Origin of the sequence: Chryseobacterium sp. IHB B 17019 (genome assembly GCF_001456155.1) — a bacterium.
In the GTDB taxonomy this organism is placed as follows: Bacteria; Bacteroidota; Bacteroidia; order Flavobacteriales; family Weeksellaceae; genus Chryseobacterium.
Map to the genome: position 1 here is coordinate 1731756 of NZ_CP013293.1, position 16857 is coordinate 1748612.

Here is a 16857-nt window from a genome sequence, read left to right on the forward strand (position 1 = left end):
TGAAGCTATTTTTAGTTAAATTAATTTTGCTAATATAATTAAAAAATATATTATGCATGCATAACACCTAGTAATTTACTATTCAGTGCATTAGATTGCGTATCAGCCTGGTTGTGATGCCCTAAATTCAATCTTACTCGGTAAAACCCTCGGATTCATTTTTAAAATATCCAGAACCAGATTTCCCATATCTTCAGGCTGGATCTTCCAGGCATCCTTTTCTGAGGGAATATTCCCGTTGAAGTTGGTTGCCACCGAGCCCGGCATGATGACCGTTGATTTTATATTGTATTTTCTTAAATCGATCATCGCAGCCTGAGTAAAACCAACCACTCCGAACTTTGAAGCGTTGTAACCGGCACCATTTTCAAAGAAATTGGCTCCCGCTAAGCTTGAAATGGTGATATAATATCCTGCCGTCTTTTTTAGTTCTTCCACCGATGCCTTTAATGTGTAGAAAACACCTGTTAAGTTCGTTTCGATCATATCATTCCATTCTTCGGCTGATAATTGATCTACAGGTTTGAAAATTCCCAGCCCTGCATTTGCAATTACGAAATCCAGCCTTCCGAATTTTTCAATAATATTTTTAATTGCTTCCTGCTCATTTTCAAGACTTCTTACATCTGAAACAACTCCTAAAACATTTTCAGAATATATCCTTAGCTCATTCTCAGCTTTTTCAACATCATCCTTTTTTCTACCGGAAAATGCCACTGAAACTTTATTTTCAAGTAAAATCTTAGCAATCCCGAAACCGATTCCTTTGGTTCCTCCTGTTATATAAGCGACTTTATTTTCTAACATAATAATAACATTAAGTTTTTAAAAATAAGAAAAACGCCCCAATTGAGACGTTTTATTTATACAAAGATTTATTATTATTTAAATCCGGTTGGATAGATTCTATCTTCTTATAGTATTGGTTCAATAATTATGAAGAATGTTCTTGTAGCTCCAGAGAGATTGGTTATGGTAATTTGGTTTGCTGCGAGTTTTGTTACTCTAAAAGTAATTGATCCTGAAGTAATTGTATATGTAACATCACTTCCTGCCACTGCACGCGTTGCAGTTGCAGCTGCCCCATCGATAGCAACTCCCATTACAGCAAATCCTTTCCTAGCAAAATTAAATGTTGCCATTATATTGGCTCCGGCTGCAGTACTGTTTAGGGCACATCTGATATGAAAAAGCCCATTTATGCCTGAACTAGGATCTGTGATAGTAGCCGACGCATTTTGTGCCAGTGATACTGATTCTGAATACCTATGAATCTTTTGAGTTACATCTCCATTACTGGTATCATAAGCCAAATATTTCATTGTTCCGTCTGTATTATAAGTCCTATCGGTACTGAGTAAATTTTGGGTTCTCAAAGGCTCATTATTTGAGTTTATATCGAGTTTTCTTTGAGGGTTTGCCACACCTATTCCTATATTTCCCTGATCCAATACAGTAAGCATTTCAGTACCCGAAGAGTTATTAATTTCCAATGCTTTGGTGGTTGCCGTGTTACCTTGAGAAATAACATCAAGTGAAGCAGACGGTGTAGGTGTATTTATCCCTACTTGAGCAAACACATTCATAAAAACAACTGAGAAAGTTGTAATAACTGCTGAGATTATTAGATTTTTTTTCATAATATTTCTATTTGGTGATATACAAAAATAATTAAAAATTAACACGTTATGATCAGTTTTTTTTTATTTTTAGGTTTTTTTATCATTAAATAAAAAAACGCCTCATTTCTGAGGCGTTTTGGATTATTTAAAATAAATAATTATTTCTTGATGAATTTTTGAGAAAATTTATTCCCTTTTGTATCAACAGTAATAATATAAGCACCTGGAATAAGGTTTTTTACATTTACTCTATTACCATCAAGCACTGTATCCACTTTTCTTCCCATCATATCAAAAGTCTCAATACTGTTAATTTTCCCTTCTGATTTAATCATTAAATAATCTGTTGCCGGGTTTGGATAAACACTTACCTGATTTTTCCCTGAAACTTCCGATGTTCCTAATGTACCCATCTGAGTAACCTTTACATTATCAATTATAAGAGATCTTGCAGAAGTATTATAATGCCTGAAGACTAATCTTATATCCTGGCCTGCAAAAGCAGATAGATCAACTGTTCTTGATTGTGCTACATTGGCCACTGTAAGCAGTTCCTGGAAAACAGGTGTCTGGGTTCCGTTATATGGGCTTGTAGGAGGCACTGCATAGACAGCATAATTGTTATCAGGTTCATATGAGTCTTCTTGAGTATTTGACGCTACCTGGAAAGTAAGAGTATATGAGCTTCCGGCAGGCAAGGTTATGGTAGGAGAATACAAAAGATTGTCTGCGCTTAGGGCTTGTGTGGCAGCAACTTTACCACTAAATCCCGTAGGATTGGCTAGCTGTGACAAACTGTAAACCCGCCATCCTAAATTACCCGAACTTGCACCTATACCTGTGGCAACCCAACCCGAAGGCATTGTAGTACCCGCGCCGGATTCAAAGGTTTCGTTAAGAATAGTTGTTTGAGCATTTGCTGCTAAAGATGCGAATGCAAGCATTCCAAATAATAATTTTTTTTTCATTTGTTTTTTTTAATTTGATTTTGTAATCTTTTATTACAGATATTTCTGAAACGAAAATATATTTACATAAAGGAAAAAACAAATCCATTTTCATAAAATTTATTTTTGACCTTAAAAAAGAATTAAATCATAATTTGTGTAGATTAATTTTAATCCATTTTCTACGTAGAACGAAAAAACACATTAAAAAAGCGCTCCTCAGGAACGCTTTATAAAGGGTAAATATTATTTTTTAATAAATTTGGCCGCCCTTTTTCCTTCCCTAGTTTCAATACTGATAATATAGCTGCCGGATTGAAGATGTCTTACATCAATTACATTGTTATCTAATTTGCTGTGTACTTTTCTTCCTGTAGCATCATAAATTTCCGTATTCCTGATTTCAGATTTTGATTTTATCGTAATAAAATCTGTTGCAGGATTTGGATAAATATCTATCTGAATTTTATTTCCAACCTCAGAAGTTGCCAATATGGTAGGAGAAGTTACTTTTACATCATCCAAGAATAAATACTGCAATTCAGTTCCATAATGCCTAAAGTAAAGTATTACAGTTTGCCCAGCAAAGCTTGACAGGTCAATGGTTTTTTCCAAAGCCGTATTTCCTGTAGTAACTGTTTCTGTAAATACTGGTGTAAGTGCTGTTGTAAATGTACCTGAAGCCGGCAATACATAAACATTATAGATATTATCAGGTATGATTATACCGGGAGATTCGTATGCTGCTACCTTATAAGTCAAGGTAGATGACCCCGTTGGCAAGGTGAGCGCAGGAGATACCAATAAATTATCAAAAGGTGAATTATTGTCTCCGAAAGAAACTGCAACATCGCCCGAGAAACCCATTGGACCTGCTAAGCTTACTGTTCCGCTTTGCCAACGATTTGTGATATCACCATTATTAAGGTTTTGTGTACTCCAGTTTGGAGGTAATTGATCTGACACAGGAGTATCAAAAGTTTCGTCGAAAATTGTTGTCTGTGCACTTAGACTTGCTACTGTTAAAGTGCAAAAAAGAAAAATTGATTTCATCATAATGTAATTATTAAAAGATTATTTTTTTTTCACTAAAAACAGAATATATTTAAGAAATATTTAATATAATATTCTTATACGTATTCCTTCTTAATAAAATTATTTTAACTCATTATAAAATCAAACTTATAATTCTAAAAAATGTGAATCACTCACAAAAAACTTCCTTTTGCATTTTTTTGGTGTTATTTTTTAATCGGATTTAATTATTTATTGAAAAAAATAAAAGCGCTCCTTCCGAAGCGCTTTGGTTATTTTAACAAAATTTAGAAAATTTTAGTCTTTTTTGATGAATTTTGAAGAGGTTTTCCCTTCTTTGGTATTTATATTTAAGATATAACTCCCCGGAAGAAGATTTCTTACATCTACTTTATCAGATTTCAGCTGGCTGCCAACTTTTCTTCCTGTAGCATCATAAACTTCTGTACTGATGATTTCAGATTTTGATTTAATACTAATAAAATCTGTTGCAGGATTTGGATAAATACCTGTCTGAGCTTTATTCTGAGTTTCGGAAGTCGCTAATACAGAAGATGAGGTAACTTTCACATCATCCATAAAAAGGTACTTAATTCCGCTATTAAAATGTCTAAAATATATTTTTACAGCTTGCCCTGCAAAGCTTGACAGGTCAATGGTTTTCTCTGAAATTGTATCTACCGTAGTAATAGTCTCGGTAAATAGCGGAGTAAGTGTTGAAGTAAATGTACTTGAAGCCGGCAATACATAAACATTATAGGTACTGTTTGCTGATCCTGAACCAAAAAATGAGCTTAATGCCACTTTATATGTTAAAGTAGATGCTCCCGCCGGTATGCTGATCGCAGGAGACGCAAGTAAAACATCAAAATTATTGCCAGAACAATACGCAGTATTACCTGAAAAACCTATTGCAGCTGTTGCACTTGTAAAATCACCGCTGCGCCAGCGGCCTGCATTACCATTAAGGTCTTGCCAAGCCCAGTTTGGGGCTAACATGGTGGAACCGTCCACTGTATTGAACTCTTCTAAAAAAACTGTTGTCTGAGCATTTAAACCCGCAATAGCTGCTGTTAATGCTCCAAAAAGTAAAATTGATTTCATCATAATGTATGTATAAAGATTAACGACAAAAATATTTTATCGGATTACTAAAACAAACTTTTAATTTAAAAAATTGTGATTTTCTACGAAAAGGCTTAATTGAAAGGCTTTTTGTTGTTATTTTTTAATCATATTAACTTTTTTATTGAAAAAAATAAAAGCGTTCCTTTTGAAAACGCTTTAGATATTTTAAAAGATTACAGAAAATCTCTAATCTTTTTTGATGAATTTTGAAGAGGCTTTCCCTTCTTTGGTATTTACATTTAAAATATAATTTCCTGGCAGAAGATTTTTTACATCTACCTTATCAGATTTCAGCTGGCTGCCTACTTTTCTTCCTGTAGCATCATAGATTTCTGTGCTGATGATTTCAGATTTTGATTTAATGGTAATAAAATCTGTTGCAGGGTTTGGATAAATACCTACCTGAGTTTTATTACCCGTTTCAGAAGTTCCTAATACTGTAGGTGCAGTAACATTTACATCATCTAAAGCCATATACATTTCAGAGGTATTACTGTGCCTAAAATAAAGTTTAACATTCTGTCCTGCAAAGGAAGCTAAGCTAATAGTTTTTGTAATAGCCTGATCAGGAACAGTAATTACCTCTTCCAGCACAGGTGTTCCAGAGCCTGTGAAGGTAGTTGCGGCAGGCAATATATATAGTGCATAATGTGCATTACCCGGATACTGCCCTCCCAATGTAATAACACCAACTTTATATGTTAATGTAGAAGCTCCTCCAAGAGGTAAATTTACCTGCGGAGAAATTAACAGATCTTCAGGATTAGTACTGTTTGTATTTGACAAAGCAACTTGCCCCGTAAATCCCATAGGACTCAATAAACTATTAACTGCTGTAATAGAAGAATACCAAGGATCATCCATATCCGGGCTGGTCCAACCTGGTGGAAGACTGTTATCATCTGCAGCCACTGTAAATGTTTCATTAAGAAGCACTGTCTGGGCTTTTACATGCAAAAATGCAACTGAAAATGCACTCAAAAGTAGTATTTGTCTAATCATAATGTATAAATATTAAAAAGTTTAAACTATTTATTGTAAGATCAATAATCAAAAACTTAATACAGAATTTTTTATTGCTATTTTTTAATTGAAATAAAGGCACTCCTTTCGAAGCACCTTAGCTATTTTAAAAGTTCTAGTTTTTTTTAATAAATTTTGAAGAGGTTTTCCCTTCTTTCGTATTTACATTTAAAATATAACTTCCTGGAAGAAGGTTTCTTACATCTACTTTATCAGATTTCGGCTGGCTGCTTACTTTTCTTCCTGTAGCATCATAAACTTCTGTGCTGATGATTTCAGATTTTGATTTAATAGTAATAAAATCTGTTGCAGGGTTTGGATAAATACCTACCTGTTCTTTATTGCTAGTTTCAGAAGTTCCCAGTACCATAGATGAGGTTACATTTACATCATCTAGTATAAGAATCTGAAAAGCAGTGCTGAGATGCCTGAAATAAAGTTTTACAGCCTGACCTGCAAAGCTTGACAGGTCTATTGTTTTTGTTATAGCCGTATTTCCTGTAGTAATAGTTTCTGTAAGCACTGGCGTAAGAGTTGAAGTAAAGGTACTTGAAGCTGGCAACACATAGACCATATAAGTATTATTAGCTATAATAGGTGTAAAATAAGCAGAAGATTCGAATGCGGCTACCTTATAAGTCAAAGTAGAAGAACTTGCCGGCAATACGATTGATGGAGAAATAAGTAAGTTATCAAGATCTGATCCGCCCGACCCTGCAGTATCACCGGAGAATCCCATTGGATCTGTTGAAGCTGTTTCATCTTGACTCCTCCAACCTACTGAGGATGTACTGTTGTTTAGATTTTGAAAAGCCCAGCCCGGAGCTAAAGTTCCGGAAGATGTTTGAAATGTTTCATTAAAAATTGTTGTTTGGGCATTTAGACTTACAGCCGCTGCAGCTAATGCTCCAAAGAGTAAAAGTGATTTCATCATAATGTAATAATTAAAGTTTTATTTTTTTATATAGAGATTAATATCCCTAAAATTCAGATTTAAAAGATTCTAGTTCTTTTTAATAAATTTTGAAGAGGTTTTCCCTTCTTTCGTATTTATATTTAAAATATAGTTTCCTGGAAGAAGGTTTCTTACATCTACTTTATCAGATTTCAGCTGACTGCCTACTTTTCTTCCTGTAGCATCATAAACTTCTGTGCTGATGATTTCAGATTTTGATTTAATAGTAATAAAATCTGTTGCAGGGTTTGGATAAATACCTACCTGTTCTTTATTACCGGTTTCAGAAGTTCCCAATGTGGCAGAAGTTATTGTAACATTATCTAAAAGCAAAGTTTGCAAATCGGTTGGATAATGTCGGAAATATAATTTAACAGATTGTCCTGCAAAAGAGGAAATATCGATTGTCTTTGTAATTGCTACATCACCTGTTGTAATCGTTTCTGTAATTATTGGCGTCTCTGTTCCTGTATAAGTATTTGCAGCAGGCAATACATAAACAGCATAGCGACTATTAGGTGTTAAAAATCCATCTGAAGTAAACTCTCCCACCTGAAACGTTAACGTTAAAGATCCTGCAGGCAAGGTAATAAGAGGTGATATCAATAAATTATTATCGCCACCAAACCCAAATGAATATGCGCAGTTACCTGAAAAGCCCATAGCATCCGGATCAAATGAAGAGGGAGGAATAACTGGAACCCAATTAAAACCGTCACCATCAAGATCTGCTAACGTCCAGCCTGTTGGCATCACACCGGGTGTAGCAGAACTAAATGTTTCATTAAAAATTGTTGTTTGAGCATTTAGACTTACAGCCGCTGCAGTTAATGCTCCAAAGAGTAAAAGTGATTTCATCATAATGTAATAATTAAAAGATTAAGCCTTTTTATAATATTAAAATATAGAAGATTTACTAAGAGTTCCGCATTAAAACAACTCTTTTATTATGCAATCTTCAGCAGCAAAAATATTTTAACTGATAATAAAAACAAACTTTTAATTCTAAAAAATGTGATTTTTAATTAAATTAAGTATTAATATGTTTTTTTATAGGTTAATTTTCATATATAAAATATTTAAAGTGAAAAAAATAAAAAAAACGCCCCGGAATACGGAGCGTTTTATAAGGTAAAATTAATTTTACTATTTCGCGTAATTCTCAAAAAACAGCGGAATACTTTCGATTCCTTTGTAGAAATTGAATAATCCATAATGCTCATTAGGGGAATGAATGGCATCAGAATCAAGCCCGAATCCCATTAAAACAGACTTAGCACCTAAAACCTTTTCAAACATTGATGTAATAGGAATACTTCCTCCTCCTCTGTACGGAAGAACCTCTTTCCCGAATGCCGTTTCCATGGCCTGTTTTGCTGCTAAAAACTCTTTTGTATCAGTCGGTAAAACGTAAGGCATACCTCCGTGATGCGGTGTAACTTTCACTTTTACATTTTCTGGAGCTATTTTTTTGAAATATGCTGTGAATTTTTCCGTAATCTCTTCCGGAGTCTGATATGGAACCAGACGCATTGAAATTTTAGCAAATGCCTTTGAAGGGATCACTGTTTTCGCACCTTCTCCAGTATAACCACCCCAGATTCCGTTGCAGTCTAAAGTAGGACGGATAGAGGTTCTCTCAAGCGTTGTATAGCCTTCTTCACCTTCTACTCCGCTCAATCCGATAGATTTTTTGAATTCTTCAGGATTGTCTTTTAATTTATTCATCTCAGCTCTTTCTTCGTCTGAAACATCTTCCACATTGTCATAAAAACCGTCAATCGTAATTTGCCCGTCTTCATCGATCAACTTTGCAATCATTCTAGAAAGCACATGAATCGGGTTTGGAACGGCTCCACCGTAAAGCCCGGAATGCAGGTCTCTGTTTGGTCCCTCCACTTCTACTTCTACATAGCTTAACCCTCTTAAACCGGTTGTAACAGTCGGTTGCTCGTTGCTATAAATGTGAGTATCGGAAATTAAAATACAGTCGCAAGATAATTTTTCTTTGTTTTCATTAACAAAATCTCCCAGACTTACAGAACCAACTTCCTCTTCTCCTTCTAAAATAAATTTAACATTGCAAGGAAGAGAATTCGTTTTCATCATCGCTTCAAAAGCCTTTAAATGCATGAAAAACTGTCCTTTATCGTCCGCAGAACCTCTTGCAAAGATGGCACCGTCCGGATGAAGCTCAGTTTTTTCGATATAAGGCTCGAAAGGTGGTTTTGTCCACAATTCCAAAGGATCGGCTGGCTGAACATCATAATGTCCGTAAACCAAAACCGTCGGCAAGCTTTTATCTAAAAATTTTTCTCCAAAAACGATAGGATATCCTTTTGTCTGGCAGATTTCCACATTGTCGGCTCCTGCATTTTTAAGGTATCCCGCTACGACATCCGCACACTTCAATACGTCATTTTTGTACGCCGGATCTGCAGAAATAGAAGGAATTCTCAATAACTCGAATAATTCATCCACGAAACGCTGCTTGTTTTCGTTGATGTAATTTAATGTCTCTTGCATTGTAAATTTTTGTTTTGCTAAAAGTAAAAAAATTGCCCCGCAGGAACAAACAAAAACATATAATTTTCCTCAGGTTTATGATTATCCTGCTTTAAGCTGATTGATATATAATCATCTTATCCTTTGATTTGATAATGTTCTTAAATTTTGGTTTGTATTTTTCTCACCATTTCCGCAAAGTTTGTTATGCTGAAAGCATCTAAGTATAGGATTAGAAATAGTCTGGAAAGATTTGAGCCTAGACGCTTTCAGCATGACAGACTTTATGGATATTTTCAAATGTTTAAATAAACGACTGCCACCTAGCCCCGATTGCAGCATTTGTTTGAGCTCATTTTTTGGGTTTCGGGCGGCGGCTTTGCCGCCGCCCGAAACCCAAAAAATAGCGAGTGCGGAAAGCGGAATAAAGCTCCAAAAAAAAATGTCCCGCATTTCTGCAGGACATTTATATTGTAATAATTAGTGTTCAGCCTTTGGAGTCTGAGATCCTTCCGGTATCGGAGTGGTTTCAGGATGTGTCTTACCCTCTTCTTTATGTTGTACAGCACCGGCAGTATCCGTTTTTGTAGGAGTTTCATGACCTCCATGTGCATCTCCTCTGTATTCGGAAAGCTTGTCCTGCTCACCACTTGTCTGCTCGTCATCAGAGTATCTTTCTACTCCTTCTTCCAGCTTCAGTGTACCTTTATTACCTCCAGCCTGGATTTTCTTACAGCTTACAGCAACAGTAACAAGGGCTAAACATATAACTAATTTTTTCATATGTAAAATTTATTTTTTAAAAGGTCGATGGAATCGCATTATTGTAGCCGGTTATACTTAATTTTAACAGCAAGCGATTTCATGCTTTAATTTTTAATTGCCCAAAATTAAGGATTCCTATTTTTTTCGGCAACATTTTTATACTGATTTTAATATTATTTTTCCTTTTTTGGACTGTGTAAAAATAAGGTAATTTTCCCCGCCATCTTTTATACCATATTTCTTTTTAATTTCTTCCGGTTTTAAAGGATAGTTTTTCGAAATAATATTAAACTGGTTTTTCTTTTTAATCTGCTTAGCATCAGTAATTTCCATTTCAAAAATCCTTCCGGGAAAGTTGATAATTTTCTGTGATGATGTATAAATATGGGTATTCGGATGTAGCTTTTTTACCTTAAATTTTTCTGAAATCAGATTAAAAACTCCCGCCTTCAAAATCGAATTATTGGGAATATAAATGAATTTTTCGGGTTCAGAGTATTCTGCAACGGCATTTTCTTCATCATTAAACTGAAATTCAAACCCAGGTTCTTCACTTTCCAGATTCAAACATTTGCAAACAATCTTCCCGGAATTGTGATTGGATAAGAAAATAACAACTTCCTTTACATCATTTTTTACCGCGACAACTTCGATCCTGAAAATATTCGGCAAAACAGAAACTAAATATTTCAAATCGATCAGAGGAGACAATTTTATAACCACTTCTTTTGAAATGAAAAGCAATTTTTCCTGAATTTCAATAATATTCGGTGACAGGTCCTCCAAAAGAAAGACTTTATTTTTATTGTTGTCCCTTCTCGCGGGATCAAGGTAAATTACATCAAAAATTTCTTTGTTTTCACTAAGAAAATCTTCTAATTTCTGATTAATAAATGTTGCTTTTTTACCTAAAGTATTCCAATTATGTTCAACAATATCTAAAAGTTCGGAATTTTGTTCGACAAGGGTAATTTCACCAAAATTTTGGGACAAATAATAAGCGTCGATCCCAAAACCACTCGTAAGATCAATAAACTTCTTACCTTTTAATAGGTCTGATTTGTAAAGTGCTGTTTTTTCCGATGATGATTGTTCCAGATTGAGTTGTGGTGGAAAAATTATGCCTTCCTTCAATAAAAACGGAAATTTTTTCTGTGCAACCTGCTTTCCTTTAATTTGCTGCACAATTTCCTGCATCGAAACTTCTGGAAATGGGGATTTTTTTAATAATAAAGAGTGCAAATCTGTGTTTAGATTTGCATTGATATAGTCTTGGATTTCTTTATTTAAAATTTTGTTTCCCACAGATTTCACAAATTTCACAGATCTTACTATTCAAACTTAATTAATAATACCGTTAACTTTTCTAATTATGCTTTTATCAATATAATCTGTATTAAAGTTAACTAAAATTCCTAGTTTTAACTTAGTCAGTTTCAAGTACGTTATTAATTGTTTATGGTGAATATTATTAATTTCATGAATTGATTTTATCTCAATTATCACTTTATCTTCAACAATAATATCAGCAATAAAACTTGTATCAACAAAAACACCTTTATATTCAATCGGAATTTGAACTTGGCTTTTGACATTTAAACCATTACTTTGTAATTCATAAATCAATATTTTTTCATAAACTTTTTCCAATAAACCTGGTCCAAGTTCATTATACACAGAAAATATTGATTTTCTAATGTAAAAACTAATTTCATTTTCATTCATTTGTGTATTCTTATTGTAATTTTTTGCTTACAAATCTGTGTTATCTGAGAAATCTGTGGGAATAATATTACTCAAACTTTATCTTTTGTAAAAAATATAATCCGTCAAAATCGGTTCTACTCCGTTTTGCTTCAATAAAGAATTGATCTGCCCTCTGTGATAAGTCGAGTGATTAATGGCGTGAAATAGCATTTCGAAAATAGTATTTTCAAACTTTGCTCCTTTTGAAGTTTGATACACCATTCTCTGATCTAGATCCGAGTTTTCAACAATCTGAATACTTTTTTTAAAGTTTTGATGATTAATTGCTTCCAGATTTTCAAACGGATTGATTTGCCAGACTTCAAAAGAATTTTCTCCAAGAATCCTTGAATTCCAGATTTGTTGGGCATTCAGTGTGTGATTGATTAAACTGATCGTTTTTTCATCAACTTTCGAGATATTTTCGGTGACTATTTTGATCATTTCTTTATTGAAATGATAGGTATATTCAAATAAATCGATTAACTTTTCTTTCATTATTCAAACATTTCTGCCCAACGGACAGCTTTTATTTCTTTTTCATTATAAAGTTCTTCAACTGATTTTTTAACCTCTAAGGTTGGATATAAATTAACACCAATTAATTTTATTTTTCCTTCTTCGACCCATTTTTGCTCCTGAACAGCATGATCATAAATTTCCTTTTGGATAATTTCCTGCTTTAAAAGCTCAAGATAACCGCCATTTTCTTCGATTTCTACAAAGAAAGCCCAGGATTTTTCTGCAATCTGTTTCGTAACATCTTCTACATAATAACTCCCGTTTGAAGCATCCTCAAACACATTGATGATACTTTCGTAAGCCAGAACAATCTGCTGTTTGAAAGAAATCTCCTCAGAATTATCCGTACTTCTGTCAACCAGATAATTATTGCTGAAAACGGCATCAGCACCACCAATCATCGCAGAAGCCAACTCTAAAGTGGAACGGATAAGGTTATTTTCACTGTCTGAAACAGCTTTATTTCTCAACGAAGTTTCTGCAAAAATATACGGAATTTCGTCTAAATTATATTCTTTTGAAAATTGATTAAAAATGATTTTAAAAGCTCTTAATTTCGCCATTTCAAAGAAATAATTTCCTCCGACAGCAATTCTGAAAATTAGTTTATTTAAAATTTCAGGGCCGTAAACTTCCACCAATTCTTTTGTTTTGGCCAAAGCAATTCCCAATTGCTGGTAAATAGCTGCGCCTGCATTTTGGTGAAGGGAAATATCTACACAAACATTTCTTTTAAACTCTTTAGCTAGTAATTCTTTAACCAATTGATCGTTAATTACAGCTTCTTTTTCGTCAAAAACATCAATTAATGAAAAATACTGATCTTCTTCTTTCGGGCTGATGTGTCCGGCGAGATCTACATTATTAACAAAAATAGTCTTCTGTTCCAGGTTTTCAACGTTATGATCCAAAAGAAACGCGAATACATCCTCTTCTAAACTTTCATGATATCTTGCAACAAGATGGGTACTTTCCTCAATTTTAGGCAGGTTCACCAATGGTTTTTGCACCGAACCATAGAAAGGTTTCACATCAATTCCTTCAAGGTTTTCTTTCTTGAGAATTGGATAAATATCGTCAGTTTTAAGTTGTTTTTTAACTAAATTTTCCCAGGCCGTGTTTGACATAGTTTATGATTTGTTAATTGTAACTGGTAATTTTGCTTCGCAAGTGAATCTTGCAAATTGGCAGCTAAGCGAATGACTTTTCACCATTCACTTTTTAAAATTATTTTTTTGCAACATTCGCACTATCCACTACCAGAATAAAAATCTCTTCATTCGGTTTTTTCATGAAATAGTTTTCTCTTGCGTATTTTTCTTTTTCAGATTTATTATTCATCAATTTCTTATAAAACGCATCATTTTTTTCGTATTCGGTTTTATAATATTGAAGCTGTTCCTCGTATTTGTTAATCTCACCATTCAGTTCATTAATTACCAGAAACGAAGTTTTATCAAAGAATATCATCCACACCAAAAATAGACAAATTGTAATGGTATATTTATTCAAAACATATTTTTGAATGATCCTGAACGTTTCAGATTTGGGCTGAATGTCTTTAATAAGGTTATTTTCTTTCATTTTTAATGTTTTCTCAACGAGTTTTTAATAACGGTAGTTAAAAAATCAATCGCTACGGAATTTTGCCTCATATTCGGAATGATAAGGTCTGCTTCATTTTTTGAAGGCTCAATAAATTCCTGATGCATTGGCTTCAAAGTGGTTTGATAACGGTGAAGGACTTCACTCAGATCTCTTCCTCTTTCCTGAGTGTCTCTTCTGATTCTTCTGATCAGTCTCTCGTCTGAATCTGCATGAACAAACACTTTTAAATCAAATTCCTTTAACAGTTCTTTGTTGGTAAGTACAAGAATCCCCTCTACTACCAGTACATTTTTAGGCTCAATTGTAACGTGATCTGCTGTTCTTGTGTGTGTAACAAAGCTATAAATCGGCTGCTCGATAGGTTCATTATTTTTTAAAGCTTTTACGTGTTGTATCAACAGATCAAAATCAATAGACTTTGGATGGTCATAATTTAAGGCTTCCCTTTCGGTTAGTGTAAGATTATGATTATCGTGATAATAATTATCCTGTGAAAGGATGTTCATTCCTTCAATATCAAGCTGTTGTATGATCTTGTCAACAACCGTAGTTTTGCCGGATCCTGTGCCTCCTGCAATTCCTATTACAAGCATTCTTTTTGTTTCTTATAGTTTCTACAAATATACTATTTTAGATGAATGCAAATAAAATAATGCGGGTGGAATTATTTTTAATAAAAAATCCGATGCTTAAAACACCGGATTTAATTTTATTTTTTTATAAACTTAGTGGATATTTCCAAGCCTTTTATTTTTAAAATATAGTCGCCAATCTGGAGATGAGAAACATTGATGGAATTCTTACCCTTTCCAATAGTGGTTTCCATTATTTTTCTTCCTTCCATATTGTAGATTTCTACTTTTTCTTCTTTTGTGATTTTCATGGAAATGTTTAAAACATCTGAAGCCGGATTCGGATAGATGGCAATTATTTCTTTTTTAGAAACATCATCAACAGCCAAAGTACAGGAATATGCAGGCAAAACATAACCCGCCGCCGTGAATTCCTGTGTCATTTGTGTAATATCATTACAATTAAAACCAAATGTTCCCAACATATCTATTGCAGCCTGCCTTACAGCAATTGCGGCTTGTTGTTGATTTGTGGCTGAACTTGTCATGGCTAAACCTTCCAAAAATGCTCTGTCGGTTTTTTCTTTACCAATTTTATTATAAATTTTCATTAAAGCCGTTGCCCAGATCTGTCCGTTTGAGTGTATACTCGCGGTAAGCCCTCCCGGATAGGTTGCTGCATAATTCGTAGTTCTTCCGGACCAATATTGGTTATGTCCATCCCAACTGAACATCCAATGGTAAGCCGGTGCAGATGATGGCCATTGATTAAGGCTTCTGCTATAAGATTGTGCCCAATAATCTCCGCACCCTTCACTTAAACCATTGACCTGTGATATGTTTCCATTCGTTAACCAGTCATGGATTCCGTGTCCTAATTCGTGCAGGATAACATCAGCATCTTCCGCATCATCCACTCCTCCTTCTCCGAAAACTAATGTGCCATTGCTATAATAAGAATTGTCATCACCATCAAACCCGTGAGGATCATACCATAGAATCCCGGCATTGGTTAATGGTAAACAGGCAATATTCAATGTCTGATTAATATATCGTAAGCTGTTATCAATATGCCAATATGCATTCACAGCTTCAAACCCCTGATCATTTCTATTAAATAAAAATTGATTTGTTGCTTGTGTAAAAAGACCAGTAGAAGGTGCTTCTAAGTCTTTAATCTCTACATAAGAGCCTTTTAATTTGTAAACTCCTCCTGTAAAATCTACTTCAGGAATTGTAACTAAACTTCTTGCAGCATCAAAGCTTGCATTATTAATGTCACTATTATCAACATACTGCCCAGAATAAGCTACTTGCATCTTTGAAAGAGGATCCGGATTGAAAATATATCCAGAACCTGATACAAGAACCTTCTTAGCTTTTATTTGTTTCGGTGGAGTTTTTTTCCTGGGTTTTGGATTTTCATTTTTATCATGATAATAAAATGCAATATCTTTTACACTTATTATACTTCCGTTTTGTGCATCAATAATTGTTTCCCAACTTCCAGGATTATCAAAAGAACTCGTTAATATTCTGTAAACTAGTTTTGTCTCGTTCTGATCTGTAACATAAACAAAAAGTTTATTTTCTTCGTAAGTAATTTCTCCTTTTGACTTAGATGCTGTGTGTGCTTTTTTGAGTGCTTCGGATGAAGAAAAAGAAGGAATAGTGCTTATTTCTTTTACATCTTTCTTTAAACTTTCTGTGGAAGTATGGGTAATTTTACCTTCTTTATTAAAATGTACTACGATTTCAGACTGAAAAACAGGTACATCTTTAATCATTTGCTGAAAACGAAGCGTTTCCCCGATATTTCCTTTTTTAACGAAATTTAATTTAAGCTTGGTGAAATTTTGAACTCCTAAATTTCTGGAATTTTCGGTGATCCATTTTCTTGCAGGAGTTTCCAGAGATGATTCCTGACCCATTAATGCAGAACACGATAATACGCAGCCAAGAAATAACGAAGTAATTTTGATTTTCATATAATGTTTTATTAATGCTTAAAAGTATTAAAACAATATTAAACTATCAAAAAAAATTAAACATTTTTAAACACAAACAAGTGAAAAATGAAATTATATTAATAAAAAAGCCCTAACTATTGTTAGAGCTTTAAATTATACTATTTCGCTTGTTAATTCCCTTGAAAGCAATTTTTCATGCATCGGCTTCAATACATCCATTGAGCCTGTTTTTACCGTGCATTTGCCTTTGAAATGTACTAAAATTGTACATTGTTCCGCTTGTTCCAGCGTATGCTTACAAATTTCTATCAAAGAATCAATCACATAATCAAAAGTGTGGATATCATCGTTATGTAAAATCAATTTATAAACATCATCCGTATCATCCAAAACCAATACTTCTTCTTCATACTGACGTTTCGGATTTTCGTAATCTTTTATATTATTATAGAAATTCAT

The 16857-nt window shown here is 33.9% G+C and carries 18 protein-coding genes; all 18 read right to left on the reverse strand.

Going from position 1 to position 16857, the window contains the following annotated elements; translation table 11 throughout:
* Window positions 1-102: 102 nt before the first annotated feature.
* Entirely contained in the window at window positions 103-807 is a 705-nt protein-coding gene (locus ATE47_RS07980) for an SDR family oxidoreductase (protein WP_062161468.1), read from the reverse strand.
* A 107-nt stretch (window positions 808-914) separates the two neighbouring features.
* Window positions 915-1580, reverse strand: a complete 666-nt coding sequence (locus ATE47_RS07985; protein ID WP_147296996.1) for a hypothetical protein — start codon at window positions 1578-1580, stop codon at window positions 915-917.
* 200 nt (window positions 1581-1780) lie between these two features.
* Entirely contained in the window at window positions 1781-2590 is an 810-nt protein-coding gene (locus ATE47_RS07990; RefSeq protein WP_062161470.1) for a T9SS-dependent choice-of-anchor J family protein, read from the reverse strand.
* A gap of 225 nt (window positions 2591-2815) precedes the next feature.
* Window positions 2816-3625 (reverse strand): T9SS-dependent choice-of-anchor J family protein, encoded by an 810-nt coding sequence (locus ATE47_RS07995; RefSeq protein ID WP_062161471.1) that lies wholly within the window; start codon window positions 3623-3625, stop codon window positions 2816-2818.
* Between the two features lie 276 nt (window positions 3626-3901).
* Window positions 3902-4711, reverse strand: a complete 810-nt coding sequence (locus ATE47_RS08000; protein WP_062161472.1) for a T9SS-dependent choice-of-anchor J family protein — start codon at window positions 4709-4711, stop codon at window positions 3902-3904.
* 207 nt (window positions 4712-4918) lie between these two features.
* Window positions 4919-5734, reverse strand: coding sequence for a T9SS-dependent choice-of-anchor J family protein (locus ATE47_RS08005; RefSeq protein WP_082632533.1), 816 nt, complete (start codon window positions 5732-5734; stop codon window positions 4919-4921).
* 136 nt (window positions 5735-5870) lie between these two features.
* The gene (locus ATE47_RS08010) at window positions 5871-6689 is read right to left on the reverse strand and encodes a T9SS-dependent choice-of-anchor J family protein (RefSeq protein ID WP_082632535.1); all 819 of its coding nucleotides are present in this window, start codon (window positions 6687-6689) and stop codon (window positions 5871-5873) included.
* A 69-nt stretch (window positions 6690-6758) separates the two neighbouring features.
* Window positions 6759-7571 (reverse strand): T9SS type A sorting domain-containing protein, encoded by an 813-nt coding sequence (locus ATE47_RS08015; protein ID WP_082632537.1) that lies wholly within the window; start codon window positions 7569-7571, stop codon window positions 6759-6761.
* A gap of 285 nt (window positions 7572-7856) precedes the next feature.
* Complete coding sequence (locus ATE47_RS08020) at window positions 7857-9236, reverse strand: dipeptidase (protein ID WP_062161476.1); 1380 nt, start codon at window positions 9234-9236, stop codon at window positions 7857-7859.
* A 459-nt stretch (window positions 9237-9695) separates the two neighbouring features.
* Entirely contained in the window at window positions 9696-9998 is a 303-nt protein-coding gene (locus tag ATE47_RS08030; RefSeq protein ID WP_062161478.1) for a hypothetical protein, read from the reverse strand.
* A gap of 138 nt (window positions 9999-10136) precedes the next feature.
* A complete protein-coding gene (locus tag ATE47_RS08035; protein WP_062163489.1) occupies window positions 10137-11285 on the reverse strand; it encodes a class I SAM-dependent methyltransferase in 1149 nt (382 codons plus the stop codon).
* Between the two features lie 36 nt (window positions 11286-11321).
* The gene (locus ATE47_RS08040; RefSeq protein WP_062161479.1) at window positions 11322-11705 is read right to left on the reverse strand and encodes a GxxExxY protein; all 384 of its coding nucleotides are present in this window, start codon (window positions 11703-11705) and stop codon (window positions 11322-11324) included.
* Between the two features lie 78 nt (window positions 11706-11783).
* On the reverse strand, window positions 11784-12224 hold the full coding sequence (locus ATE47_RS08045; protein ID WP_062161480.1) for a DinB family protein: 441 nt from the start codon (window positions 12222-12224) through the stop codon (window positions 11784-11786).
* Entirely contained in the window at window positions 12224-13375 is a 1152-nt protein-coding gene (locus ATE47_RS08050; RefSeq protein ID WP_062161481.1) for a methylmalonyl-CoA mutase family protein, read from the reverse strand. The genes ATE47_RS08045 and ATE47_RS08050 overlap by 1 nt, the downstream gene beginning before the upstream one ends.
* 100 nt (window positions 13376-13475) lie before the next feature.
* The gene (locus ATE47_RS08055) at window positions 13476-13832 is read right to left on the reverse strand and encodes an FtsB family cell division protein (protein ID WP_062161482.1); all 357 of its coding nucleotides are present in this window, start codon (window positions 13830-13832) and stop codon (window positions 13476-13478) included.
* A 2-nt stretch (window positions 13833-13834) separates the two neighbouring features.
* A complete protein-coding gene (gene udk, locus ATE47_RS08060) occupies window positions 13835-14449 on the reverse strand; it encodes a uridine kinase (RefSeq protein ID WP_062161483.1) in 615 nt (204 codons plus the stop codon).
* A gap of 116 nt (window positions 14450-14565) precedes the next feature.
* On the reverse strand, window positions 14566-16416 hold the full coding sequence (locus tag ATE47_RS08065) for a T9SS type A sorting domain-containing protein (protein ID WP_082632542.1): 1851 nt from the start codon (window positions 16414-16416) through the stop codon (window positions 14566-14568).
* Window positions 16417-16551: 135 nt separating this feature from the next.
* The gene (locus tag ATE47_RS08070) at window positions 16552-16857 is read right to left on the reverse strand and encodes an ATP-dependent Clp protease adaptor ClpS (protein WP_062161485.1); all 306 of its coding nucleotides are present in this window, start codon (window positions 16855-16857) and stop codon (window positions 16552-16554) included.

What these genes read in the sequence shown, in the direction of transcription:
- ATE47_RS08050 (WP_062161481.1), bottom strand. Translation starts at nt 13,375, where the DNA reads ATGTCAAACACGGCCTGGGAAAATTTAGTTAAAAAACAACTTAAAACT.
- ATE47_RS07990 (WP_062161470.1), bottom strand. Translation starts at nt 2,590, where the DNA reads ATGAAAAAAAAATTATTATTTGGAATGCTTGCATTCGCATCTTTAGCA.
- ATE47_RS08065 (WP_082632542.1), bottom strand. Translation starts at nt 16,416, where the DNA reads ATGAAAATCAAAATTACTTCGTTATTTCTTGGCTGCGTATTATCGTGT.
- ATE47_RS08030 (WP_062161478.1), bottom strand. Translation starts at nt 9,998, where the DNA reads ATGAAAAAATTAGTTATATGTTTAGCCCTTGTTACTGTTGCTGTAAGC.
- ATE47_RS08055 (WP_062161482.1), bottom strand. Translation starts at nt 13,832, where the DNA reads ATGAAAGAAAATAACCTTATTAAAGACATTCAGCCCAAATCTGAAACG.
- ATE47_RS07980 (WP_062161468.1), bottom strand. Translation starts at nt 807, where the DNA reads ATGTTAGAAAATAAAGTCGCTTATATAACAGGAGGAACCAAAGGAATC.
- udk (WP_062161483.1), bottom strand. Translation starts at nt 14,449, where the DNA reads ATGCTTGTAATAGGAATTGCAGGAGGCACAGGATCCGGCAAAACTACG.
- ATE47_RS08045 (WP_062161480.1), bottom strand. Translation starts at nt 12,224, where the DNA reads ATGAAAGAAAAGTTAATCGATTTATTTGAATATACCTATCATTTCAAT.
- ATE47_RS08000 (WP_062161472.1), bottom strand. Translation starts at nt 4,711, where the DNA reads ATGATGAAATCAATTTTACTTTTTGGAGCATTAACAGCAGCTATTGCG.
- ATE47_RS08015 (WP_082632537.1), bottom strand. Translation starts at nt 7,571, where the DNA reads ATGATGAAATCACTTTTACTCTTTGGAGCATTAACTGCAGCGGCTGTA.
- ATE47_RS08005 (WP_082632533.1), bottom strand. Translation starts at nt 5,734, where the DNA reads ATGATTAGACAAATACTACTTTTGAGTGCATTTTCAGTTGCATTTTTG.
- ATE47_RS07995 (WP_062161471.1), bottom strand. Translation starts at nt 3,625, where the DNA reads ATGATGAAATCAATTTTTCTTTTTTGCACTTTAACAGTAGCAAGTCTA.
- ATE47_RS08070 (WP_062161485.1), bottom strand. Translation starts at nt 16,857, where the DNA reads ATGAATTTCTATAATAATATAAAAGATTACGAAAATCCGAAACGTCAG.
- ATE47_RS08010 (WP_082632535.1), bottom strand. Translation starts at nt 6,689, where the DNA reads ATGATGAAATCACTTTTACTCTTTGGAGCATTAGCTGCAGCGGCTGTA.
- ATE47_RS08040 (WP_062161479.1), bottom strand. Translation starts at nt 11,705, where the DNA reads ATGAATGAAAATGAAATTAGTTTTTACATTAGAAAATCAATATTTTCT.
- ATE47_RS08020 (WP_062161476.1), bottom strand. Translation starts at nt 9,236, where the DNA reads ATGCAAGAGACATTAAATTACATCAACGAAAACAAGCAGCGTTTCGTG.